Here is a 23861-nt window from a genome sequence, read left to right as displayed (position 1 = left end):
ATAACGCGGCTTTTTTGTATGTAATGCTTTTAAATAACAACCTGTTGAGTACCTAGGTGATTGGCATAGCCACCTACAAGAACCTTATAAACCCCCTGCTCATCCGAATAAACACTGGCAGAAATATGTGAACTGCACCCCATTGCTCGGCCTTGTTCAAACTTGAAATGGTTTTCTTGCTGTACAAATACGTGTTTTGATAAGTAGCATGCAAGCGCGCCACTTGCGCTACCGGTTGCTGACTCTTCGGGTATACCAACCAAAGGCGCAAAGTTACGACAACTTGCGGTCAGCTCACTTTGCTCTTCACATAATTCAAAGGCATGCACACCTATCACGTTATGTTGTTGGCAGAACTCGCTAAGCGCTGCCTCATCAATGACAATTTGATCTAAGTAGCCATTCGGTACAGCGACTATAATATCTGGCAATCCTGTAGTTATTACATCGATTGGCAAGCCTGTTTCTACCAGAGTCGTTTCATCAAGCCCTAATAAGCCTGCAATGTCGTCATAAGCAAAATTACCTAAGTATTTTGGCAAGGCTTGCTCCATGGTAACTTGACCGTCTTCGGCAATTGTTACGCCTAACAAGCCCGCTTTTGTTCGCTGAGTGTAATAACCAGGTTTTAATAACCCTTGTTCGAAGAGCGTAGCAAACACCGCTAGGGTTGCGTGGCCACAAAAATCAACTTCTTCCGTTGTCGTAAAAAATGACACAGCAAAGTCAACTTCATGATCTTGCGCCACAAATGCGGTTTCTGAAAAGCCAATTTCTTTTGCAATCGTCAGTTTTTCTGCGTTTGTGAGTTTATCTGAATTCAACACGACACCTGCTGGGTTGCCGCCTGTATTATTTGCACTAAACGAGTTAACTAAAAATGCAGTTATTGTCATTATTGTATTTCCAAACTTAAGTAAAGAGCTATGGCCATTGCACCTGCTCCATAATATTGCGATATGAGATAAGTGACTTGTAGACTGAAACCCAAATTGGCTGTTTTTTATAAATCACTTGAAACAAAAATACTGGTAGAAGCCATAAAATCATAATGCTAACTTGTATCACTACAGCAACAATAAAGAGCTCAGAATTAGTGAATAAAAACAATAGCAACAGGCTGACATTTAATACTAAAAGCACCAAAAAACTACGATGTGCTGACTTTCTTAAGTTATTTAATTCTTGCTGTTCTAAATTCGACATTTAAGCTACCGCTACACCCATACATCATTAACCGCGGTCAATTGCCCACCCGCATTACCAGTATTTACAACTCCTTTGGGTTCAACAAGCATTATTTTACATTCTGTGTTTGCCTTAGGTTTATGTTCAACACCCTTAGGAATTACGAATAACTCGTCAGCTTCCAAAATCACTACACCATCCCTAAACTCAATTTCAAGTAAGCCTTCAATAACGATGAATACTTCATCAGTATCTGGATGATCGTGCCATACAAACTCCCCTTCAACTTTAGCAAGCTTAAATTGATAGTCATTCATTTCAGCAATAACCCGTGGCGACCATTGCTCGGTGAATTTAGAAAACTTGTCTTTAAAGTTTACAGCTTCGTAAGTCATAGAGTTTCTTCCTCAACAGGTTATTTTCTTAAATCTAATTGATAGAACAGCATGCCATTTTCTTCAGAAGCTTTTTCTTCAAAAGCCAACTTTTTTAAAAGTTTAATTGATGGTGTATTTGACTCATCAACACCAGCAATGAGCTTATGCCAGTGTGACTGAGTGCCAGCCAAGCTTATAAATCCCTGCAATAACTCAAATGCAAGACCCTGCCCCCAGTGCTGCTCAGCTAATAAATAACCAATATGAGCATCACGGTTTTCGGTATATATAAATAAAAACCCAACAACTTCTTGATGTTGAGATTGCAGTATTAGTAGGCGGCACTCGTTAAGCATGTTAGCCAACCACTTTTCTGCAGCAGCTATAGAATCAATACCTTGAAAATAACCTGGTAAATTAGCAACTACAGCGGGGGTTAATATCGCCGGCAAGGCAATCGTTAATTGATGATGCTCAACCATTGACGAGCTTGCGTCTATTTCAATCACATTTAATCTTTTCGTAGTGAAAGATAAATTCATTTTTCATCACCCAGAAAAGCATTAGTTAAGCCATTTATTTGAAACAATTAAGATTGCAACACTAACGCTTATTACAGCAAATAAAAGACCTATAAGCAGTTGCTGATATGCAATGAAGATTGAAAATCCAATAGCGGCACCGATACAAAAAAATAGCCCAGTATTAGCTTTGTTACGTTTTACCATGGTCGCGTCCCTTATTTAGCTATTGCTTTATTCCTAGTACTCATTTTTTACATTACTTCTGCCCTGAATATCCATGTTGCTGCAAGGCAAAATTATTAAATGAAGTTACTTTTCTATGACCTCTAGTACATCGTATTCATATTTTGAAATTTTTATTGCATAGGCTTTACTGCGCCACTTACTTCTCGACTCAGCGGATACATTTGCATGATCTAGCGTTGTTTTAATCATAAGTAAGAATGAATCATCATGTTCTACAAAACTAACGTATTGCCAACCTTTGGATTTTGGTAATTCAAATAAGGCTGGAACTTCGTAAAGATCGCCTGTATTTACTGATATGAATAACCTAGCATTTGGGCAAGTTTGATATTCACCATCACATTCAGTCTGCGACTCCCAGCTTTGAATGACCCTAATTTGCGGGAAAGATTTATTCTTATAAAGCACTTCCATAGAAGAAAGTATAAAGCTAAGTTCAGTATTAGACAGCTTCTGAACCGATTTAGCCTGAAAGCTTGACGCAAGCATTAACAACACTAGAACCCTGTACTTCATATAATCAACCTTGTTATTCGGTATTCATTACTGTTTCGGTAAGTCAGGGTCGAGCTTCCCGCCTTCGTTGATATAAACGCTGTCCTTTATCAATTCAGACAAGTACCCTGCATAGCCTTTTAACTCAGGATCAGTCACCAATTTCAATGATGTTTCCAAATCGTCTAAGTAATCTACATTTTTATTTTGCTCTGCAAACTGTTTTGAGTAGTTAGTCGCCAGATAAAGATATTCAAGTCGTTTATATCCATCTAAATCTCCGTGAAGGGCATGTTGAATATCTTTAAATGCTCTAGCTCGATAATTATTTGCCTTATCAAGGTTCCCTAAAGACTGCTGCCAACGAGCAAGGATTCTTAGTAACTTATTTTTAAAAAATTCATCTTTTTCGCGAAGTGCGTAAGTTTGCTCGAGCAAAGCTAATTTTTGCTCGAGAGTTGGCTTCGAAATGTGTTGAGACGAAAGAAATTCCGATATTCTCTCAATTTCTACAGGTTTAAGTTCGTCAAAATCACCAATTAAAGCTATAAAACCCGATGTTTCGCAAAACCAAATGCCATTACTATCCGTATGTGGCCAAAATACCTGGTCATATTTTGATGGCCAACTGTAAATATAACCACCATAGCTTGCAGGCTCAGCAACCTTGCATTTTGCATCCTTAACTATTGGGTCATCTACTTCTAACTCTCCCCACGTTGTTGAGTTAGCAAAAGACGATAAAACCAAAAAAGCCACCGATAACTGTTTTTTCATAAAAACTCCCTTATAAACACCTTTAAAAATTAGATTTGTTGTTACATCTTCACGATATTCACTAAAACGTTTCAAAATCAGTTAAGGGGTTATAATTGTCATTATAATTTTCAGCTGTTTGGTTTTGTGGATTAATTACCACTTGCCTGCGGCCTCCTGAGGGCATGCATTTTTTATCTCTGCAACAAGCTTTCTTTGCTGAGACGTCGGCTCACCTTCAACATTAGCTACCTCATCGACGAGATAACAAATTGAAGCTGCTTGATCTTTTGTTACTTTATCTAAGCATCGCTCAATAACTTTGTGAGGTTTATCGTAAACGTCACTAGTATGCCCTAATAAATGCACACTTGAGCGTAATAAATCTGTTGCTTCTTTCATACTTAAATGAAATTCACTGTTAAAAAGAGCTAAAATTTTTTCTTTTTGTTCTTTACTCATTTCACCGTCTATTTTGGCCACTGCGACCATATATAACGCAGCCACATCCATGGGTGAATCTAACTTAAATGCAGGATTTAAATCATGGTGTTTTCTGAACTTACGACGTCGGTGCCAGCTAAAAGGATTCAACCAACCAATATCTATCCCACCTTCTTGAAGTCGATTCAGTAACACCAAAATGGTCACTACAATACCTAAAACACCTAATACAACATGCATAGTTTTTCCTTATTTTTATCGCAGTTAATTGTTATTTATTTTTTAAATTCTTCAGCTGTAAAATTGCTTTTAAATGTGAAAGCATGTGGTGTGTCGCCGTTTTCTCGCAGATACTGCAACCTCTCTAATGCCTCTTGAGGGGTTGGAATATGGTTATCTTCAATCCACCATAAAACATAGCTATCTTCTGCTAAGCAGTGAAACCATTCACCTTTTCTGCGCATAAAATCTCTGTGGTGAGTACGAAACATAAAATTTTTGAGATCTTCAACGCTTTCCCACACAGACATATTGATTATCATATTCGGATCATCAAACATTTTAATATTTGTGGCATCACCAGATTCGTCTTTTAATCGCCATACAAAACCAGCACTGCTTTCAGCAACGCCATTTATTAAATCAAGATTATCAACAAAATCTTTTATTTCTGGCGCATCTAATGGATATTTAGCAAGAGCGATATTCAATTGAGCAAGTTTCATTTATGACTCTCCTTAGCCATCGGGGAAGTTTGTACCTTGAGTGTATTAAAACTAAGCGATACTGAAAGAAAAGAAAAGCACTTTTACGCCTTCCACTATTCGAATTTTTATATTAATCATGCTAAAAACCATCTGTAGATGTTTTACTAAATCAATGATGGCAAATGGAACTACTTTATCTAATCTCCGCCACCGCAATCACCGCCGCCGTCAGAACATGAACTGTCCGATGAACAAAAGCAAAGTAAATATTAGAAGTAAATTTTTACTTAAGCTTAGGTAAAGCGAGTTGAAATTCTAAAGCTGTAAATTCATTTCTAGTGTAGGGCCCAAAAACGAACTCATTATGTTCTGCATATTTATGATCGTTCACTTTATCAATATAAAAGTAAGAACAAATATTTTCAGGGCAAGCCAAAACAGAAATGTATTTATCGTTAGACGCAATCAATTTAGGTTCATCTATACGTCCAATGAATGCACCTTCACCAAGCGAGTAGCCTAACTTTTTTGAGTTATCACTAAAATAGACTTGATATGGAGGTTCTTCCCAAAGCGGTGAACAACCAAGAACAAACAGTGATATGAATAATATAAGTTTCTTTGTCATTACTATACGAGCTAATTTTTGTTGTTATTTAACCATTCAAAATACTTCTCTAAGAACAAATGAGCATCACCCAACAAAAGTTTATCATGTGCCATTACAAGCTTCTTAGCGTGCCAACCTAGCATGGTATTAAGATGGCTTTTGATCCTTAATCTCTTGGCATATAAGTTTAAACTTTGCTTTTTTAAAGCGATTCATAAAAGAGTTTAAATAAATTAACTGACCGTATTCATCCATAGTTGATTCTCTGTGAGATACACCTAACCAATGCTGGTAAAAGTCATCAAAGTCAGAATAAGCAATTTCTTTTGAGGCCCCTTCTACTAACCAACAATGCTCTATATCTATTAAATCGAGATTAATTGTTTTGCTTAAACTCAGCCCGAGCATTGCAAGCAATAATTTGAGCTCTTCTAAATTATTCAGGCATACAGATTCTTGCAACTCAAACCGAGACTCTAAGTTATTTAACATATTAGTATCTAAACTATTTACCGCTACAAAACTATAGTGATGCAATGTTTCTTCCTTGTAGTAGATAGTGTTTTAAAGTACCCAAAACTAAAAAGCCCAGCAAGTGCTGGGCTAAAAACGGTTATCTATCGTCTTATCGCTTAAAACTTGAAGCTTAAACCCGATTAACTTTCGTCTTGCTCCATAAAACGCTGAAGCTGGTCTTTAAGATTAGGTGGAATACCTTTAATCACCAGTGTATCGGTTGCTTCGTTATACATGACGCGCTCACCTAAGTGTTTACGTTCAAAGCTCACGCTAACACCGCCGCCCATGCCAGAAAACTTCACCATACTAGTGACTGTTTTCTTATCAACAGGGAACGACTCTTCTAAGTCATAGCTTTGCTCTTGGCAGAAGCTTTCAAATGGGCTGTCGTCATTTTTCGATAAGGTTGCAGAAAGCTCTTTAACGTTGGCATCTTCACCTGTGGTTACGCAATCATTACAGTAATCAAAAACTTGCTTACGTAGCTCATCTTTCTCTGACTTGTCGTATTGTTGCTCAGATAAATAATCTTCTACAGCACTAAGCATAACTTGGCTTTGCTGTTTAGGATCAATGCCCTCTTCGCAGCCTAAAAAGTCTAAAAAGAAATCAGCTACTTTACGACCTGCACGACCTTTAATAAACGACACATAGCGATTATCTTCTGGTTGTGTATCCCACGCTGTTAAATCTACACGTGCAGCTAGTTGCATACGCGAAATATCTAAGTGACGAGATGACGCTAAATCAAGCTCAGAAGTAATTGAGTAATGCTCTTTAATATTGATCATCGCAATTAACAAGAAGTCGCTTGCAACATATTGATAATGGCAAAAAACTAAATAACCCGTTTCGTTAAAGGCATACTTATTTAACTCTTCTTTTAGCACATTCGTTGCTTGCTCTGTCATGTGCCAAAAGCCAAGTTCGTCGTTACGGTAACTTTGCATTGCCGAAGCAACAATGCTGTTTTTCTCGCCGCTGAATGCACAGTAGCCTTTACCAGGCTTACCATTATATGCATGGTGTAGCTGCTCTATAAAAACGGCTACTTTATCGTTAACAACCATCTCATCATTGCGTAAATGAATATCTGTATCGTCATCTTTTTTGTCTACATAATGAACGACTAATTTTTTAACATCTATTGTCATCTTTGTTTTTCACGCCTCTGGTGTTAAAATACGGGAATATAACTCTTTTTATCGAACCAACTGATGCCTATCATATCAAAATATTCTAATGACCAAGTAGAACAAATCGTTGATCAGCTGATTGATGTACTAACAGAGCACAAAGCGCCTGTTGATTTAAGCCTTATGTGTTTAGGAAATTCTATCACGCATATATTAAAAGAGCATGTACCATCAGAGAAAAGACAAGCTGTTGCCGACAACTTTGCCAAAGCATTAGCGCAGTCGGTTAAATAAGATTTATGAATTTATCGCAACAAAGTCAGTTTTCTTCAAAAGTAAGTCAGCTTTTAAGTTGGGGCCATTGGTTCACCTTTGCAAACATAGGTTTAGTGCTATTTATTAGCTTAAGCTACTTAGTTGCAGACAGTGCACCGACAACCTTCATGGGCTATTTATACATGCTCGTGACCTGGTTAAGCCACACCAGCTTTATTACTTTTATTGCCTTTGTTTTAACGATATTTCCATTAAGCTTAGTGTTTCCATACCCTCGGCATATCCGAGGGATGGCAGCCATTATTGCAACCCTTGGCGCGTCATTCTTAACGCTTGATGCCTATGTTTATTTTAACTTGGGTTATCACTTAAATACGTCTGCTCTACCTGAAATCGTTTCTTTGTTGTGGCACCGTTTAACAAGCTCACCGGCATTAACAACAATTCTTGCAGGCGGCATTGTGCTGCTAATTTTAGCGTTCCAATTATTAGTCAGTAACTACACCTGGCACCACTTAGCGCGTTTAAAACAATATAAGTTCCCGCGCTATGCAACCAGCACTATTTTAGTGTGCTTTGCACTTAGCCACAGTATTCATATTTGGGCAGATGCCAATTTAAAATTTGATATCACTAAACAAGATAATGTATTGCCGTTGTCTTACCCTACTACAGCAAAAAGCTTATTAGCTAAAAACGATTTGCTCGATTTAGAAAGCTACAAAGAAGCACACGATGTGAGGCTTGACCCACATAATATTGATTACTTAGCACCTACTCCACTTGCCGAGTGTAAAGCTGAGTCGAGTGCGACTATCGATATTTTAGTATTTGAAAATAATGCTGACCTAGAGCAATTTGTTGCCACTGAGCCTGCACTACGTAAGACAGACTTGTTCTTACAACCTGTAGAAACCGAAGATACGCTATTTAGTTTAGTGTATGGCCTGCCAGCATTTTACAAAGTCCCTATTCTAGACAAACAGCAACTGCCTGTGTGGCTTGCTGATAATCGCTCAATTCAAATTAATGGTTTTGAGCAATTCGAATTTATTAATAACGACGACCAAAACCCAGCGGTTCGCCTTGTACGCGCAGACGCTACAACACAAGCACGTGAATCTGCTAATGCCGTATTTGCCTTTAGTCTTGCACAGCAGAGCAATGGTATTGTTACAGCCTCTCGTTTATACAGCTCAGATAAAAAAGTTGTACAAACCGAAGGCCTTATTCAACCAAGTGATATTATCGCCACCAGCGTGGGGCATTACCTTGGTTGTAAAACACTCGCAAAACAAAGCATGTTGGGTAGCAACTTATACAAACGCCATGACGACACCGGTGTTAACTACTCGCAAAATGTATTTATCGCATTTAAAAAAGACAGAATTACCCTGATAGATTCAGACGGTAACTTTAAAAACATTTCAGCAGCACAAGGCTTTGCCATTGAACAAGGATTAGATATTCCATTCTTAGTGCAAAGCATTAAAAAGCTGAAACAATATACGCCCTAGCTCTTATTGATAAATCATTATTTCGAGCTAGCTTTAGATATTAGACACATTAATTGATTAGGAGACACGGACGTCATGAAAGCCATAATCATTTATTTAATATCGCTTACACTACTTTGTTTTACCAACACATCACTTGCTGCCACCACAGAATACTATAAATGTGTCACAGACAGAGGCACGGTATTTAGTGAGTTCCCCTGTGGTAGCCGTGCAACCAAGCACAAAATTCAAGTAACCGACCCAGACTTACAAGCTCCGCAAAACTTTGTTAAAGAGCTCAATGAGCTTGAGCGCCAGCAAATTATCAGAAACCTCGAAGCTGAAATTCGCAGCTATAAACACCGTTTAGATATTTTAAGCCGTGATCGAGACAGAGCCCAGTACCAGCAAGAGCAGCGCTTAAACCGAATTTTGTCTGATAAAGAAGCGAAACAAATTAATAAAGACATTAAAAAACAGCTAAAAGCAATTAACAAGCAATACGGGCGCGACGTGAAAAGTGTTAATAAAAAACTCGCAAAACTTGAGAAAAAACTAGCTCGCTATAATTAAATACACTTTACTATTGGGTTTGAAGAATAAATAACATATTCTTAACACTAATAGAGTTATTGCTCTACGAGGGTATAAGTAAGGAGTTTATATGCAGCCACAACACATTGCAGAGTTAATTTTATCTGGGTTTCGCAATCACTATAAACTCTTTCAAGCAATTACTGCCAAAGCACCACTTGCGTTTGCGCATCGTGATTGGCAAAAAATAAATGAGATTAGCAAACTTAGAATTAGCCATTACGATGATCGGGTTAACGAAACCATTGCTAAGCTAAAGTCACTCAACGAACAGCAAATTATTACCTTAGATCAAACCTGCTGGCTCGAAACCAAACAGCTTTATCAGCAATTTTTGTGCTTTCACCCTCAGGCAGAACTTGCCGAAACCTTTTACAACTCTGTTTTTTGTCGTTTATTTCATCGTCGTTATTTTAATAATGACTTTATCTTTGTAAAAGCAACGCTTGCAGATGCCCCCGCGCTACCAATGGAAGTTGAATACCGCAGTTACCACCCTGTTGTTGATGGCTTAAGACCCACGATACGCAAAATTATTAATCAGTTTGATTTTAAAGCACCCTTTGTTGATTTAGAACGCGATATTCGCTTGCTGGTAAAAGCCTTTTATAAACAAGCGCCCGACACACATCATCAAGCATGGCAAATGCGCTTTGATATACTGCAAGCCCCGTTTTACCGTAACAAAGCGGCTTATATTGTTGGCCGCGTGGTATCAGAAAGTGGCGTACAGCCATTTATTATTGCGGTATTGCACCATGAAGACAAAGGGCTATACCTTGATGCCCTACTCACCAAATCATCGCAAATGCGGGTTATCTTTGGTTTTGCGCGTGCTTATTTTATGGTTGAAACCCATGCACCATCTGCGTTAGTACGATTTTTAAATCAACTTATGCCAAACAAAACCCTGGCAGAGCTATACAATGCCATAGGTTTTCATAAACAAGGTAAGACCGAGTTTTACCGAGAGTTTTTAAGTCATTTAGATCATTCAAACGATCAACTTGTAATTGCCCCAGGTACACCGGGTATGGTGATGATGGTATTTACCCTGCCTTCGTTTGGTTATGTGTTTAAAGTAATTAAAGACACCTTTGGAGAAAGCAAACCCTTTGGCCGCGATACCGTATTAAAACGCTATCAATTAGTAAAAAGCCATGACCGTGTTGGCCGGATGGCCGACACCATAGAGTATTCGAACGTCGTATTTCCACTAGCCCGATTTGATAGTAAATTACTTGCAGAGTTACATAAAACCATTGGTTCTTCGATGATTATTGAAGGCGAATGGTTAATCATCAAGCATTTGTATATAGAAAGACGCATGACACCGTTAAATCTGTATCTTGAAAATGCCAGTGAACAACAAGCGTTTGAAGCAATAGAAGAATATGGCCAAGCTTTAAAAGAAATGATCGCCGTAAATATTTTCCCAGGCGACATGCTGTTGAAAAACTTTGGGGTAAGTAAACATAATCGCATTATTTTTTACGACTATGATGAAGTTCAGTACCTAACAGACATGAACTTTCGCGCCTTACCAAAAGCAAAGTCGTACGATGATTACTTAACCAATGAGCAAAGCTACTCTGTGGCACCGCAAGATGTGTTTCCAGAGCAATTATGTACCTTTGTGACAGCAAACCCAGTGTATAAGCAATATTTATTGAGTACACACCCAGAGCTTGAAGATCCAGCCTATTGGCGACAAGCACAATACAATTATAAGCAAGGTGTAGTTAGCCACATTTATCCATACCCTGCTGCACAACGTTTTATCCATTATTGGTAAACACCAAGGACACACAATGAATATAAGTAAAATAGATTTAAACTTACTTGTTTACCTAGATACTTTACTAAGGGAGTGTAATGTAACTAAAGCTGCTAACCAGCTAAGCATTACCCAGCCTGCCATGAGTAATGGCCTAAAAAGACTCCGTAATTTATTCAACGACCCTATTTTAGTGCGTACCAGTGAAGGTATGGTACCGACAGAGCGCGCAAAAGAGCTACAGCCGGTGATCCGCGGTATTTTAATGACTCTTGAAGAAACACTTGCACCAAACCGCGAGTTTGAAGCATCACAAAGTAAACGTGTTTTTCGTATCATGGCCAGTGACTACGCAGCAAGCACTCTTGCCCCACGCTTATTAAGTAAATTACACGAAGAAGCGCCCGATACCACACTCGATATTTTGACCCCGAGTGATGTAACCTTCCACGACGTTGAAAACGGTAAGGTAGATATGGCTATCAACCGCTTTGAAAACTTACCGCAATCGTTTCACTATAAACAAATCTGGAAAGACAGCTTTTGTTGCCTAGTAAAAGCAGATAACCCGATTATCAAAGACTTCAGCCTCGACAGCTATTTAAAAGCGCGCCATATCTGGGTAAGTAAAACAGGCTTTGGTGTGGGCGTTGGTATGGACCCTAAAGATGTGCAAAAGCTAGGTTGGGTAGATGAGGCGCTCGCTCACTTTGGTAAACACCGTAATATTGCCACCTTTACCCGTAACTACCACGTTGCCATCCACTTAGCGAAAGAGCAAAATTTGGTTGCAACGCTGCCTTCAAAAGCCGCGAATATTTATTTAGACGATCCGGGCCTTAAAATTCTTGAGCCGCCATTCCCTATTCCGCCGTTTGAGCTAGATATGATTTGGAGCCCGCTATTACACCGTGATGCAAGCCATATTTGGTTACGCCAAAAGGTTGCAGAAGTAGCCGACGAGCTTAAGTAAGATTTTACCAACCAAATTGTAATTATTGCTGATAAGCAAGATGTTAGCTTAGCTTATCAGCAGTACCCCTCCTATTAAAAACCAATAACCACTTGAAATACAATGACTTTATATTTTGGTAATGAACTGGAATATGCTTTGCAAGTATCTAATTGCATTGTTTTTAATATTCAAAAAGAGGTCATTATGAATACTCATCAAGGACAAGACGTTCATCATATTGCAGATATCATCCAAGTTATGAATAGCGGTATCGATTTTTATGAAAAAGCACAGGAAAAAGTAACCGACCCAAGCATAATTGCCTTATTTCAACGCATGATAGATGCGCGAAAAGTAAGTGTTGAGCGCTTACAACCTTATGCTATTAACGAAAATGGCGAGCGTGAAAATGGCTCTGACTTTGCTGTAGAAGCGCGTAAAGCTTATACATCAGTAATCACCAAACTCGGTGCCGACAAAAATGCCACCTACGTTAGCGAGCTTGAAGAAGTTGAAGATAAAACACTAGCAGAGATCAAACACGCGCTTAAAAAGCCACAACCACATGATTGTGAAGCCGCGTTATCAAAAACCCTACTGACAATTCAAAGTTGTCATGCTGAAATGAGTAAAATGAAAAAGCATTAAATTGTGAGAGTGCAAAGCCCAGTTAAGCTGGGCTTTTATCTGTTTAGATGAGCGGTTTGTTATTTATACTTGATTTAAAGATCAGATGTTTGCTAAAGCTTTTGTAACCGGCAAGAATGTTTAAGCTAAAATGTGAAGCGGACCATATTCTAATTCTATGTTTTTGTTCTGCAGTGAATTTTTTGTTATTTATGATGTTGATCAATTTCATAATCGCAGTTGTAGCACTTTGACGTTGGTAAACGATATTTGTAAAAGCCTAGCATTATTTGATTTCTTAAACACTTTTGGCAGGTATAACGCAAAGCTCTAACCACTAATAGAAAACCAAGTACCATGCTACCTATATAAAATGGGTTAACAAAGAAGCCATCAACGGTTATAGATTGAAATTGAAAGCCTATTATGCAAAACACTAACAAACCCAAATTTACTTTGAAATGAACACTCCGCTTCAATTTAACCTCTCTTTTATCTAATATGTATTACCCGCGACTTGATGTAAATAAGCCAGCTATATCACTTTCGTTTGTAGTGAGCGAACCCATCACCAGTGTTATTACAATCACTCCAAAGTCTACCAATGACAAGCTTTAATAATTGCGCTATCCCAGTTTCCTAAATGCGCCGCTTCTCCGTGAACACATTACACCAGCGTTTAATACTTAGATAAAAAAGAACGCAATAAATAAAGCCAACCACTAAAAACACCTCACTACAACGGTTGTTTTGTGTTATTACTCAAAACTTACTGAGCTAATTTTAGGCTCTGACTCAAGTTTCGATTTTAAATACAAAACACATTCATCAGTCTCAGTTATTTTTGCTTTTCCAAAGAGCTTCTCAATGAAAGTAAGGCTTTTATCTATTTGTAAAATCCACTCGAGTTCTGACTTTGGATCATCACCTTCTTCAAAATAAGTAGATGCACCAAGCATGTATTGACGTCCCTTCCAGTCAATATAGCTATACCAACCCCAATCCTCTGCATCTGGTTCAGTAACGTCAAAGTCAGGTTCAATTTCAGATTTAAACCACTTTAAAAGTGATTCACCAAAAATCGGATTAATTGGATTTGTTCGCTCTTTTGAGACGTCAAACTTTGTACTTTTAAAACTTATAGCAATATGCACGATTCTCACCAATAGAACGAACTACTAACCGGGTCTAAATTAAAAGGCTTATATGTGCAACTAAGGAGTTCATGCTAACCATTTCACGTCCTTTAGAGTAACAATTATGTGCACTTTTTCACTGTAGCCAAACCAAGATCTATATTTGCAACTATATACCCATACTCTTTCTTCGTTAAATTGTTAGACTTATATTGCTGCTTAGCTAGTTCGTGAGTCCGTGCCTTTTCACACAGAGCTAAAGATATAAAAGCTTCGGCTTCTGTATCCTCTATTAATCTTGGTGACGTATGTTGCGAAAGTGAACAACAATCGCGAACTTACCTAAATTAAGTACTTGTAGTTTTTAATGAGTACTGTCGATAGAGTATATAGTCCTCAATGTAATTAAAATACGGAGAGAGTTTTTAATTTACAATCCTTCAACTGTATATACGTAAAGCTACAATTTAATCACTCGCATAGTCAAGAAACGACCCTTTCGCTCGTTTTATACAGTTAAAAAGCTTGCACTACTAGATTTTTATAACACTAGCAATTAGTTAACAAGTTTGTTAAAAATAAACCAATAAGAAAAACGCGCAATTTGCTCGCTATAAACATGTTAGGCATATGGTGAACCCTGTCGATAATATTCAACCTGTAGATCAAGCATGTGAAGAATCCTCTTGGGAGATTATTTATCTTTTAAGAGAGCGTGGACACCTTAAAGATCCCGAATCAATGACTATTATTCAAAAATACTTACTTGAATGCTGTAGGCGAATCTGGGAGCTACTTCCTGACTCAGGTAGTAGAAAAGGTGTTGAAGCTGCTGAGAAACTTTGCAAAGGTGAAATCTCATGGGAAGACGCTATGGAAACCGATTGGTATTCTGAAGGTTCGGCTTTTTTATTTGAATACGGCAAAGATACTGACCCTAAAATTAGTGAGTATATTGGTCAAGTTAACTTACAAAGAACTACTATAGGTCGTTTACTTGTTCCACCCGTTTATATGGGCGAAATTGATACCAAGGAATTACTTATGGAAGCTGCGTACTTTGCAAATACAGCCTTAAATTATCCCGGTATTAGTTACGGAACTTCAAAATCGCATAATCAATCAATGCGTGAAATCAGTAAATTTTTACCATTGGATTTGTTTAAAATAATGGTACCAAATTCTTTAATAAACAAGTTGGGTGAAAATATGCCTAACAAGTCATTACAGCAGGACAAATAACAGTTGGCTTTGCTCCTGCATCGCAATTTTAGCCAACAATTATTTGCCTCTGAATGAGGCGTTAGGTGTACTTGGTGTTTACTTCTGAACCAAATTATTCTCAATATACTCATGAGGAACTTTTAGATGTTTTAGAGCATATTGATCGGGATAAATGTCATCATAGGTATCAAATTGTACTTAAAGAAATAGACAATAGAAATAAAGGAATCTCTCCGAAAACTGGTTCTAAGTGTAAGTCACCAATCAGTTCTGTTAAAAAAGATGATAACGTTGTAATTAAAGCAATAACTGTTAAGCGCAGTGAATCACCCGGTTGTTTTTGGTTAGGTATCGTCTCGTATGCAACATTTTCAATTTTTGTTTTGTTTACTCTAATTTGGAATACATACACCTAACAAGGTAAATTAAAAGTGCGGACAAAAACAGTTGGCTTTGTTCGTGCGTCACAAATTTTGCAACTACTTTTTGCCGTTTATCGCGGCGTTAGCTATATGGTGTAATCGAATGAGAGTTTTAGTCTACTTTTTATTAGTTGGTTTAATAGCTTGTAGTAATAATTATCAAGTTTCTACAATCAATTATAAGAATTTAACAAAATCTCAAACTTTTACATTAACGAGTACATGTGGAGATAAAGTTATAGCTATTAAGATAGAAGGCTATGGAAACTCTACCGGTTCTTCCGTTATACATTTGATGCTAAACGGTGAAGCGTATGAATCTGAAACTCTAGATGGTGAGTTCAAATTTAAATGGTCTGGTGACTGGTACAGCGAAAAGGCTATTATTCGTTACATTGCAAACTCTGATAGCATAACTAATTTAACTTTGAGCTACAGAATGGAATGTGTATAGCTAACAAATAAATTAATCAATCAATGGACGCAAAACAGTTGAATTTACTCGCTGCTTTCGTTTTTTAGCCCATAACTACCACCTAAACGGGGCATTATATACCCTTTTAAAATATGGATATTGAACTACTATATGCTGCGAAAGCGGCTCACAAAAAATCGATATATCACCGAGATTCTTTGCGAAATAGCAACAAATGTGGTTGTTTCTATTGCCTCGATATATTCGATTACAAAAATATCCTATATTGGACAGATGATGGGGATACAGCTCTTTGTCCAACTTGTGACATAGATTCAGTCATTGGCGATGATTCTGGTTATCCTGTTACAGAAGAGTTCTTATCAGCTATGCAACAAATCTGGTTCAGTGCGTAATGAGTATGGGCGCAAAACGCATAGCTTGTATTCCATCGTCGCTAATATTAACCAAGCTTAATACGGCCCATATTGCGATGTATTTGTGTTTAGGAGTGATGCAATGAACGAGCTGAAAGGAATGACTGTAAATGAGCGGCTTTTTACACTCAATAAATTTGAAGCATTCGATGAAGCAATTAAATCTAAAAGTACTCATCAGGCAGTGAACATTCTAATTCAATGTGAGCTAGCCAGAGAAGAAGCTTTAAAAATCGTAAAAACAATTTTCCAAACCCCCGACAAATATGGATACTAATATATCGGTTTGGTTCAGTTTTGAAGCACACATAGTAAGGCACTTAAAATTGACGGGACGCGTAACATTTGGCTGGCGCTCATTCTTCGCTAAGTGTAACCAAGCAAAATCCGCCCATGATTCGGGCGTTACAGAATAAATACTCTAACTCATTTATGTCCCAAAAAGTGCGTTTCAACTATTTAACATCAAGTTCCATTACAACACCGTCTTCATCGTCCTCTTCGGTGACCACAAAACCAAACTGAGAATAAAATTTGCGCATCGTATGGTGGCCAGGCATGTAGAGTATGGTTATTTTTTTACATTCTGGAATTTTTTTCATCTCGTTAATTACTAATTCTGTTGCGATTTTACCTATACCTTGGCCTTGATATTTTACATCAACCATAAACTGAGCAATGTAAAACTCATCAGGTAGCCCTTCTTCAAGCTCTTGGTAATATTGAATAAAACCGACAACCTCATCTTCACGATATATTGCCCGATTAACATAATGGGGATAGAAGCTTGATTCAGCGATAGACTCTGAATTTAACGCTACGTAATCCTCTTGCTCTTTAGTTATTTCTAAGTGAATTACATCCAGCCAATTATCCTTCGTAACATCACGCAAAGTTACATTCATAAAATTCCCTTTATTTATTTTTCAGTAAATGTATAGATATGGGTAAAGTGAATAAAAACAATACATAATTGAAAGATATGACTTTAACTATTTACGACAACTTTTAAATTAAAGTCGCTTGGTCGTTAAGCCACCAAGTTTATTTTGCTATCAAATAATCGGGAGCACCGCCAAGCGATTTAGTTTTTTTATTGCCCCGTCAAACGCTTTGCAAATGAAATCGCATAAGCTGTTGAGCGTAATTTAAGTACTTTGTCATCACTTGGCATAAAGCCTTTAGATAGTAGATTTGGGTCATAATTTGTGAGGTCGCAGCCTGACTCACCTGTCGATTCTATGGTGAGCTTTCCTAAATTTATTGTTTTGCGATCAGCAGGCCATTGTACTGAAGGATCAGTTAATGCATCACCGGGCTCGGCTAATTGTGCTTGAAAACGATAATGCACCTTCCCTTTTGCTAAATCTTCTTCAAGTCGCTTAGCCAAAAATGATTTAGGGAAGGTTTTCATTTGCTCTTCTGTTAGCACCAGTTCTGGCTCTTCTGGCACCATGGTCCATCTAAAGGCATGCTTAGCGCCCTTTTCATCTACCATGTAAAAGGTATGCACGCCAAAATAACGCGAAGACACATACGATGCTGGCGGGTTATGGCTTTGTAGCCAATTAAATTGTCCTAAAGTACTCGGGTTTTGCTCTCTGTATGCTTTTACTTTTGCAAAATCGATTTGACCTGTTTTTGCGTCAGGTACTAAGGTACTAAGCAAGCCAAAAAACGCTTCTGGGCTGTTGCCTGCAAATACCGGCGTAGTTAGCCCTGCAATATTGTGTACATCACCATTTTCTAGTACAAACTGCACCCCCACTCCTCGCGGCGAGCGTGATGTTTCATCAGCATTAGGGTTACCCCCGCCCATAGAAAAGCGAATATTTGCTTTTGACGGTGCGTTAAATAAAGGGCTGATTGAATACTGCTTTGCTGCTTGATTAGGTGTAAATGTGCCAACAGCGCACACCCCTTTGGCGTGACCTTTTCTGATTCCGGGGTGCTTCCCTGAAAGCTTTTCAAATAAATTGATAAAATCTTGCCCGTTTACTGGTTGCTCAGCAAAACTTACTGTTGGTAAAACAAGGCACATAGCACAAACTAAAGACTTAACTTTTAGCATTTATCCATCCTTTAAACTTAGTTCCAACAAAAATGACCTGACTAACCTGAAAATCATTTCATCAAAGCTAATAAATATTTTTACCAACAAAAACGCTACAAACATTTAATAAACTTAGAATATTTATTTAACCACCGTGTTTTTAAAAGCTGCTAACTTTAAATTTAGGATCCTAAAAACTGCTGTGGCGCCCAGCATTTTAAAAATAATCCGTGTTCTTCACACGACTATGGCTAGTCCACTTAATCATAAATTTTGTGGCTTGGTCAAAAACAACAAGGACCTAATTATGGTGAAACAACATAAAAAATCCACTGCAAACGCTGATGTAGATATGACTCCTATGCTCGATATTGTGTTTATCTTGCTGATATTTTTCATCGTCACAACCTCATTTGTTAAAGAGCACGCTATTGAAGTCAATCGCCCTTTAGCAAAACCAAGTCTTGAAAACCCAAAAAAACAAGCGCAATTTACTATCACTGAAAACGACAGTATTTACTTTGCAAACCGGCTTGTCACACCAGAGCAAATAATAGCTAACCTTGCGTTATTTGCTGCACAGTTTGAAATGACCAATGTGCAAGTAACAGCAAGTGAGCAAAGCAGCCACAAAACCTTAGTAACCTTGCTTGATAAAATAAAACAATATCAAGATGTGCCAATTTCTATAAGCACCTCTTTATAACTAAAAAAGGGCCTAACGGCCCTTTGCAAGTTAAATAATAAAGGAATCTAAAGGGAGTTTAGAACTTGTACTCTGCACCTACGTAGTAGTACGCACCGTTAAAACCAAATGGTGCTGAACGACGTGAGTAAGTGAATACACCAGGGCTTGAAACAATTGTGTTGCCGCTAGCATCAACAATCGTACCCGAGCGTGAATTACCAATGGTGTTCTTATCTGGATAAACATCAAATAAGTTATTTGCACCAATGTTAAATGACAGGTTTTCGTTAAAGAAGTAGTTAACTTTAACATCAGTTAAGATTTCAGCACCGTATGTTTGACGGCCACCATCTTCAACTGTGTATTCGCCGTAACGGTTTAGAGATAGGTTTACTGTCCAATCTTCTAAACGGTAAAGCGCACTTAAGTTAATGCGGTCTTCTGGTTGCCATTCTTCGATAATTGATGTTTCTTGAGCAGAAAACACATCTTCTACCGGAATAGTCTCAAGACCACTGCCTGATGGCGTGAATAAATCAACTACATCTGTTTTAGTGAAGTTAGCAGCAAAGGTGAAATCTAGCGTACCACCAAGGCCTTCTGTGTTCCATGTGGCAACTAAATCAACACCTTCTGTTTCTGTGTCTGCACCATTTAAGAAGAACTGACCCGCACCTGCGCCTGAGCTTTCAAGTGCAGCATCTAGCGTATCTGATAAACCTTTACCTAAACGGTTAGAAATAACGATACGGTCGTCGATATCAATCGAGTAGTAATCAACGGTTAAATTGATATTGTCGGTTACGTTATACACAATACCTAAACTGCGGTTTTGTGACTTCTCTTCTTTTAGCTTAGGAATACCAATTGATTGCGCTAAAGTACTGTCGTTTCTGAATGTACCTACTTGCTCAGCCACTAAGCTGCCATCATCTCCTACAACAAACTGTGTACTTACGTTATTAAAGTAAAGTTGTTGCATTGAAGGTGCTCTAAAACCTGTGCTTAATGCACCACGTAAAGACACATCTTCAGTTACAGACCAGTTACCCGCTAACTTAAAGTTAACTGTGTCACCAAAGCCTTTGTAGTTATCGTAACGTACCGCACCTGAAATAATTACATCATCGATAACATAGGTTTCTGCATCCATATAGAATGAGATCACATCGCGCGACTCATCAACTGATGATGCCGGATCTGAACCACCAAAACCTTGCGTACCGCTTGCAGCGTCAACACTACCTACACCGCCATTTAAGCCAGAATAGATGCTCATACCATCAACAGTGTCGTAATCACGGTAAGCGTATTCGCTACCTTCAAGAATACGAAACTCATCGGTACGAAGCTCAGCACCTAGTGCTAATGAAAAGTTGTCGTAATCTTTAGTGTAATCAAGGTTTAAAGTTTGCAGTGATAATTCAAGGCCATATGCATATGCTGAACGCGGAATAGTGGCACGAATTTCATCAGCCGTTAAACCTTGGTCATAACGAAGGTAGTTAGCGTAAGAGCCGTTGATAGTGTCGCTTGTGGTGTAATCAATGCTGTTTTCACCGTAGGTGTACGATAAATCAATGCTTGAGTCATTATCGAACGACTTTTTATAACCAAAGTTATAAGACACGTCATCAATGACAGTATTAATTTTTGGTAAGAAACCCATAGGAATGGTTGCATCACCATCTTGTAATACAGGGTTACCATTAGCATTTGCGTTATGACGGAAAAACGCAGCTGATTCGTTTTCACGATTTGAATAAGTGATAAAGCCATATAGCTCACCACCAGCAAGCTCATAGCCTGTGTTAACGGTTAGAGCGAATTGTTGTGAATCTGCATCACCAATTCTAAACGTATCACGAGGTGCCGTTAACTCACGAGGGTCGCCTGCTAAAAGCGTACCGTCATCAAGTTCAGTACAGCCGTAAAATTGACATGAGCCATGCAGGCCTGCACGGTTTGTCGGCGCACGGTCACGGTAGTTAATTGTGGTGTTTAAATAACCTTCATCACCTAAAGCAAAACCTTTGTTGAAATCAACAGTTACAGTTTCGCCATCACCTTCTGAATACTCACCGTAGTTGATAGCCGCTTTACCGCCCTCTTCAGCATCTTTTAATACGATATTAATAACACCTGCAATGGCATCTGAACCATATTGCGCAGCAGCACCATCACGTAATACTTCAATACGTTTGATTGCAGCAGCAGGAATAGCATTCATGTCGGTACCCGCCGTACCACGACCTACTGACGTATTAATGTGAATAAGGCTCGCTTGGTGGCGGCGTTTACCATTGATAAGAACTAAGGTTTGATCTGGCCCTAAGCCACGTAATGTTGCAGGACGAAGTGCATCAGTACCATCACTGATAGACGAGCTTGAAAAGTTAAAAGACGGTGCAATAGCCTGAAGCATACGGCCTACTTCTGTTTGACCTGTATTCTCGAGTGCTTCGGCACTTAAAATATCAACCGGAACCGGTAAATCTTCAACCGAGCGTCCTGCTACACGGCTACCGACAACGGCAATTTTTTCGATGTTTTGTTCTGCTGATTGATCTTCTGCTAACGCTTGCGTATTGGCGGCAAGCAGTAATGGCACGACTGCAGCGCTGACCCCTGATACTTTGATCATGTTATTATCTATCCTATCTACTTGTTTGAGTTTTATACTCAGCAAGCCTTGTTGATCAACAACCGCATCGAGCTCAGTGCCTTCTAGCATCGCATTCAGTGCATCAAGTTTGGTGTAAAAGCCAAACACAGATTGCGCTTGATATTGCTTTGCTAATTCGAAAGAAAAAATGACTGTTTGTTCGGTTTGCTTTGCAAATTCGATTAACGCCAAATCAGCTCGTTGCGCTTTGATGTCAAATTGCAGCATTTGTTTTTCAGCCGCTATTGCTACTTGGCCTGCTGTGAGGCCATAAATAACAAAAGAGGCAGGTAACAACGGCAATTGCTTACTGCGCAATTTAAACAAACAAGTGAGGAAGAAAAATCCGCTATGTAAATTTAACTTTTTTTTAATTAATTTTTTGTGACGAGAAGGTGGCGCACAATTAACATCATTACATTGGCGTATTCTCATGGGCAGAACTAACCTTTTGCAGCGATAGTTAAGCTAACACGATGTTCACCTAAACGTTGATGTTCTACACCTAAGTTGGCCTGTAAAGAATCAAGCAAACCTTTAATGTCGCCAGTTTTAAACACACCAGCCACTTTTAATGAGGCAAGTTCTGGGTCATTTAATTCAAAACGTGTTGCAGTATAACGGCTTACTTCTTGTAGAGCTTCGCCTAAAGACTCACCATTAAAAATCAGCATTTCTTGTTGCCATGCCAAATCACGCTGAACGTCATCAACCGATAACTGTTTAATTGGCTCAGTTTTACTTTGTTTTATCAGGGCTTTCTCACCAGATACAACAACATTAGCGCGAAGTGCTTTAATATCTGCACTGTTATCTGAGGCATCTTTTAAACGATTAAAGTCGCTAGCATCAACCTGAGTATTCGGATCAGCAATCATCACCTTGCCCTCAGTCACTACTAGCTCTAAGTCTGAAGCAGTATTTCGCTGAACATTAAACACTGTACCAAGTGCAGTAAATGATTTATCACCAGCAATAACCGTAAACGGACGGCTCGGATCTTTGGCTACATTGAAGCGCCCTTCTCCTCGGCTCAAAATCAACTGACGGCGATCGCCTGAGTAGGCAACTTCGAGTTTAGTATTGGTATTAAGCTGCACAATAGTGCTGTCTGGTAACACAAATTCAGCTTGCTCACCCACTTTTGTGCGGTAAATTTTGCCGAATTTGGCGTAATCGTTTTCTTCACTTTGCCAATAGCTTGAATAAATAAGAATGATAGAACCAAGCAGCATTGCGACTAAAAAGCTGGCGGCGGTTGCCATACCAAACACTGCAGGTTGTTTTTGCGGTGCTTTATAAGGAAACAAACTACTTAACTCATTAAGCACACTCATTTCATCCCATAAGGTCGCAAGTTCAAACAATGCCTCTTGATGAGCTGCACTTTGGTGAGCCCACAAATGTAATTGGCTTACTTCATCTTTAGATAGGCCACGATCAATTGCGCTGATCCATTGACTCGCTTGCTCTTGAATCATGTCTTTTGATGAAAATGGATGGACATTACTCATTTGTTCACCTCTTTTGCAGTGAACTCTGTGGTTGGGGTAAATGCCTGGGGTTGTACATCGTGTGATTTCATTGCTCGGTGAACATGTAATAAGCCTTTGGCTATATGTTTTTCAACAGTACTTTCGCTAAGACTCATTTTAGCTGCAATTTCCTTTTGGCTTAAGCCATAGACTTTTTTTAAGATAAAACATTTTTTAACCTGAGGGCTTAATTCGTTAGTCACTCGGCAAAAAAACAAAAAACGCTCTTTAGAAGTCACTTCATCTTCAAGTGCCATTGAACGCATGTGATGCTCAACCTGCTGTTGTTCATCTAACGATTCTTTGTATTTATTGTCCCATTTAGCAATATGATTTAGCGCCAAATGCTTAGCTGTTTTCAGCATATAACTGTGAGTATATTCGATATTTTGCTTAAGATCAGCTTCATAACTTTTTATAAACGTCTCTTGCACAATATCTTCTACATCATCAGGGCTGACGATACGTGATACAAAGCGCCTAAGCTTGCTCGATATCTCGGTAAAAGCGGTGATAACCCCAGTTCTATCTGTCATCCTTAACTCACCTTTATTAT

General features: G+C 38.6%; 29 protein-coding genes. 11 read left to right on the top strand and 18 right to left on the bottom strand.

The window, feature by feature from the left end:
- Positions 1 to 29 precede the first annotated feature (29 nt).
- The 12 genes from AUR67_RS08195 to yejK all read right to left on the bottom strand — a co-directional run bounded on the left by AUR67_RS08195 (position 30) and on the right by yejK (position 7020).
- Positions 30 to 896 carry a PhzF family phenazine biosynthesis protein gene (locus AUR67_RS08195; RefSeq protein ID WP_058584890.1) on the bottom strand — a complete coding sequence of 289 codons (867 nt, stop codon included), beginning with the start codon at positions 894 to 896 and terminating at the stop codon, positions 30 to 32.
- Positions 897 to 924: 28 nt separating this feature from the next.
- A complete protein-coding gene (locus tag AUR67_RS08190) occupies positions 925 to 1206 on the bottom strand; it encodes a hypothetical protein (RefSeq protein ID WP_058584889.1) in 282 nt (93 codons plus the stop codon).
- Positions 1207 to 1217: 11 nt separating this feature from the next.
- Positions 1218 to 1583 (bottom strand): cupin domain-containing protein, encoded by a 366-nt coding sequence (locus AUR67_RS08185; RefSeq protein WP_058584888.1) that lies wholly within the window; start codon positions 1581 to 1583, stop codon positions 1218 to 1220.
- A 20-nt stretch (positions 1584 to 1603) separates the two neighbouring features.
- On the bottom strand, positions 1604 to 2107 hold the full coding sequence (locus AUR67_RS08180; RefSeq protein WP_058584887.1) for a GNAT family N-acetyltransferase: 504 nt from the start codon (positions 2105 to 2107) through the stop codon (positions 1604 to 1606).
- A 21-nt stretch (positions 2108 to 2128) separates the two neighbouring features.
- Positions 2129 to 2293 (bottom strand): hypothetical protein, encoded by a 165-nt coding sequence (locus AUR67_RS21180; RefSeq protein WP_161936937.1) that lies wholly within the window; start codon positions 2291 to 2293, stop codon positions 2129 to 2131.
- A 105-nt stretch (positions 2294 to 2398) separates the two neighbouring features.
- Complete coding sequence (locus tag AUR67_RS08175) at positions 2399 to 2851, bottom strand: hypothetical protein (protein ID WP_054561358.1); 453 nt, start codon at positions 2849 to 2851, stop codon at positions 2399 to 2401.
- 27 nt (positions 2852 to 2878) lie between these two features.
- Complete coding sequence (locus AUR67_RS08170) at positions 2879 to 3607, bottom strand: hypothetical protein (RefSeq protein WP_058584886.1); 729 nt, start codon at positions 3605 to 3607, stop codon at positions 2879 to 2881.
- A gap of 135 nt (positions 3608 to 3742) precedes the next feature.
- A complete protein-coding gene (locus AUR67_RS08165) occupies positions 3743 to 4270 on the bottom strand; it encodes a TerB family tellurite resistance protein (protein ID WP_058584885.1) in 528 nt (175 codons plus the stop codon).
- Positions 4271 to 4305: 35 nt separating this feature from the next.
- A complete protein-coding gene (locus AUR67_RS08160) occupies positions 4306 to 4755 on the bottom strand; it encodes a DUF3291 domain-containing protein (protein WP_058584884.1) in 450 nt (149 codons plus the stop codon).
- A 265-nt stretch (positions 4756 to 5020) separates the two neighbouring features.
- Entirely contained in the window at positions 5021 to 5365 is a 345-nt protein-coding gene (locus tag AUR67_RS08155; RefSeq protein WP_054561353.1) for a hypothetical protein, read from the bottom strand.
- A gap of 129 nt (positions 5366 to 5494) precedes the next feature.
- On the bottom strand, positions 5495 to 5839 hold the full coding sequence (locus AUR67_RS08150) for a hypothetical protein (protein ID WP_152966932.1): 345 nt from the start codon (positions 5837 to 5839) through the stop codon (positions 5495 to 5497).
- Between the two features lie 164 nt (positions 5840 to 6003).
- The gene (yejK, locus tag AUR67_RS08145) at positions 6004 to 7020 is read right to left on the bottom strand and encodes a nucleoid-associated protein YejK (protein WP_054554703.1); all 1017 of its coding nucleotides are present in this window, start codon (positions 7018 to 7020) and stop codon (positions 6004 to 6006) included.
- A gap of 63 nt (positions 7021 to 7083) precedes the next feature.
- On the opposite strand from yejK, the gene AUR67_RS08140 reads away from it, so the two are divergent.
- From AUR67_RS08140 to AUR67_RS08115, 6 genes are all read left to right on the top strand, one after another.
- On the top strand, positions 7084 to 7296 hold the full coding sequence (locus tag AUR67_RS08140) for a DUF1414 domain-containing protein (RefSeq protein WP_054554702.1): 213 nt from the start codon (positions 7084 to 7086) through the stop codon (positions 7294 to 7296).
- 5 nt (positions 7297 to 7301) lie between these two features.
- Positions 7302 to 8795, top strand: a complete 1494-nt coding sequence (locus tag AUR67_RS08135) for a DUF3413 domain-containing protein (RefSeq protein ID WP_058584883.1) — start codon at positions 7302 to 7304, stop codon at positions 8793 to 8795.
- Between the two features lie 75 nt (positions 8796 to 8870).
- Positions 8871 to 9350 carry a DUF4124 domain-containing protein gene (locus AUR67_RS08130; protein ID WP_054561350.1) on the top strand — a complete coding sequence of 160 codons (480 nt, stop codon included), beginning with the start codon at positions 8871 to 8873 and terminating at the stop codon, positions 9348 to 9350.
- Positions 9351 to 9441: 91 nt separating this feature from the next.
- Positions 9442 to 11166, top strand: a complete 1725-nt coding sequence (gene aceK / locus AUR67_RS08125) for a bifunctional isocitrate dehydrogenase kinase/phosphatase (protein WP_058584882.1) — start codon at positions 9442 to 9444, stop codon at positions 11164 to 11166.
- 16 nt (positions 11167 to 11182) lie between these two features.
- Positions 11183 to 12121 (top strand): LysR family transcriptional regulator, encoded by a 939-nt coding sequence (locus AUR67_RS08120; protein WP_054554698.1) that lies wholly within the window; start codon positions 11183 to 11185, stop codon positions 12119 to 12121.
- Between the two features lie 186 nt (positions 12122 to 12307).
- Complete coding sequence (locus tag AUR67_RS08115) at positions 12308 to 12751, top strand: ferritin-like domain-containing protein (protein WP_058584881.1); 444 nt, start codon at positions 12308 to 12310, stop codon at positions 12749 to 12751.
- Positions 12752 to 13488: 737 nt separating this feature from the next.
- Here AUR67_RS08115 and AUR67_RS08110 read toward each other — a convergent pair.
- Positions 13489 to 13884, bottom strand: a complete 396-nt coding sequence (locus AUR67_RS08110) for a hypothetical protein (RefSeq protein WP_058584880.1) — start codon at positions 13882 to 13884, stop codon at positions 13489 to 13491.
- A gap of 612 nt (positions 13885 to 14496) precedes the next feature.
- On the opposite strand from AUR67_RS08110, the gene AUR67_RS08105 reads away from it, so the two are divergent.
- The 4 genes from AUR67_RS08105 (at position 14497) to AUR67_RS08085 (ending at position 16641) form a co-directional block, all read left to right on the top strand.
- On the top strand, positions 14497 to 15108 hold the full coding sequence (locus tag AUR67_RS08105; RefSeq protein WP_058584879.1) for a hypothetical protein: 612 nt from the start codon (positions 14497 to 14499) through the stop codon (positions 15106 to 15108).
- A 74-nt stretch (positions 15109 to 15182) separates the two neighbouring features.
- Positions 15183 to 15506 (top strand): hypothetical protein, encoded by a 324-nt coding sequence (locus tag AUR67_RS08100; RefSeq protein WP_058584878.1) that lies wholly within the window; start codon positions 15183 to 15185, stop codon positions 15504 to 15506.
- A gap of 109 nt (positions 15507 to 15615) precedes the next feature.
- Positions 15616 to 15966 carry a hypothetical protein gene (locus AUR67_RS08095; RefSeq protein ID WP_058584877.1) on the top strand — a complete coding sequence of 117 codons (351 nt, stop codon included), beginning with the start codon at positions 15616 to 15618 and terminating at the stop codon, positions 15964 to 15966.
- 480 nt (positions 15967 to 16446) lie between these two features.
- Positions 16447 to 16641 (top strand): hypothetical protein, encoded by a 195-nt coding sequence (locus tag AUR67_RS08085; RefSeq protein WP_058584875.1) that lies wholly within the window; start codon positions 16447 to 16449, stop codon positions 16639 to 16641.
- 178 nt (positions 16642 to 16819) lie between these two features.
- On the opposite strand, the gene AUR67_RS08080 is transcribed toward AUR67_RS08085, so the two are convergent.
- The gene (locus AUR67_RS08080) at positions 16820 to 17269 is read right to left on the bottom strand and encodes a GNAT family N-acetyltransferase (protein ID WP_058584874.1); all 450 of its coding nucleotides are present in this window, start codon (positions 17267 to 17269) and stop codon (positions 16820 to 16822) included.
- 188 nt (positions 17270 to 17457) lie between these two features.
- Positions 17458 to 18435: a catalase family peroxidase gene (locus AUR67_RS08075; RefSeq protein WP_058584873.1), complete on the bottom strand. Its 978-nt coding sequence runs from the start codon at positions 18433 to 18435 to the stop codon at positions 17458 to 17460.
- 289 nt (positions 18436 to 18724) lie between these two features.
- Here AUR67_RS08075 and AUR67_RS08070 point away from each other — a divergent pair, with 289 nt between their 5' ends.
- A complete protein-coding gene (locus AUR67_RS08070) occupies positions 18725 to 19123 on the top strand; it encodes an ExbD/TolR family protein (protein ID WP_058584872.1) in 399 nt (132 codons plus the stop codon).
- A 58-nt stretch (positions 19124 to 19181) separates the two neighbouring features.
- Here AUR67_RS08070 and AUR67_RS08065 read toward each other — a convergent pair whose 3' ends face one another.
- The 3 genes from AUR67_RS08065 to AUR67_RS08055 form a co-directional block, all read right to left on the bottom strand.
- Positions 19182 to 22088: a TonB-dependent receptor plug domain-containing protein gene (locus AUR67_RS08065; RefSeq protein WP_370317257.1), complete on the bottom strand. Its 2907-nt coding sequence runs from the start codon at positions 22086 to 22088 to the stop codon at positions 19182 to 19184.
- A 125-nt stretch (positions 22089 to 22213) separates the two neighbouring features.
- Positions 22214 to 23284 carry a FecR family protein gene (locus tag AUR67_RS08060; RefSeq protein ID WP_058584870.1) on the bottom strand — a complete coding sequence of 357 codons (1071 nt, stop codon included), beginning with the start codon at positions 23282 to 23284 and terminating at the stop codon, positions 22214 to 22216.
- Positions 23281 to 23841, bottom strand: a complete 561-nt coding sequence (locus AUR67_RS08055; protein WP_058584869.1) for an RNA polymerase sigma factor — start codon at positions 23839 to 23841, stop codon at positions 23281 to 23283. Before AUR67_RS08055 ends, AUR67_RS08060 begins: the two co-directional genes overlap by 4 nt.
- Positions 23842 to 23861: the final 20 nt, after the last annotated feature.

It is taken from the genome of Pseudoalteromonas sp. XI10 (assembly GCF_001469895.1).
Classification (GTDB): domain Bacteria; phylum Pseudomonadota; class Gammaproteobacteria; order Enterobacterales; family Alteromonadaceae; genus Pseudoalteromonas.
The sequence above is the reverse complement of the archived record's forward strand: the minus strand, read 5'-3'. Positions and strand labels throughout refer to the sequence as shown.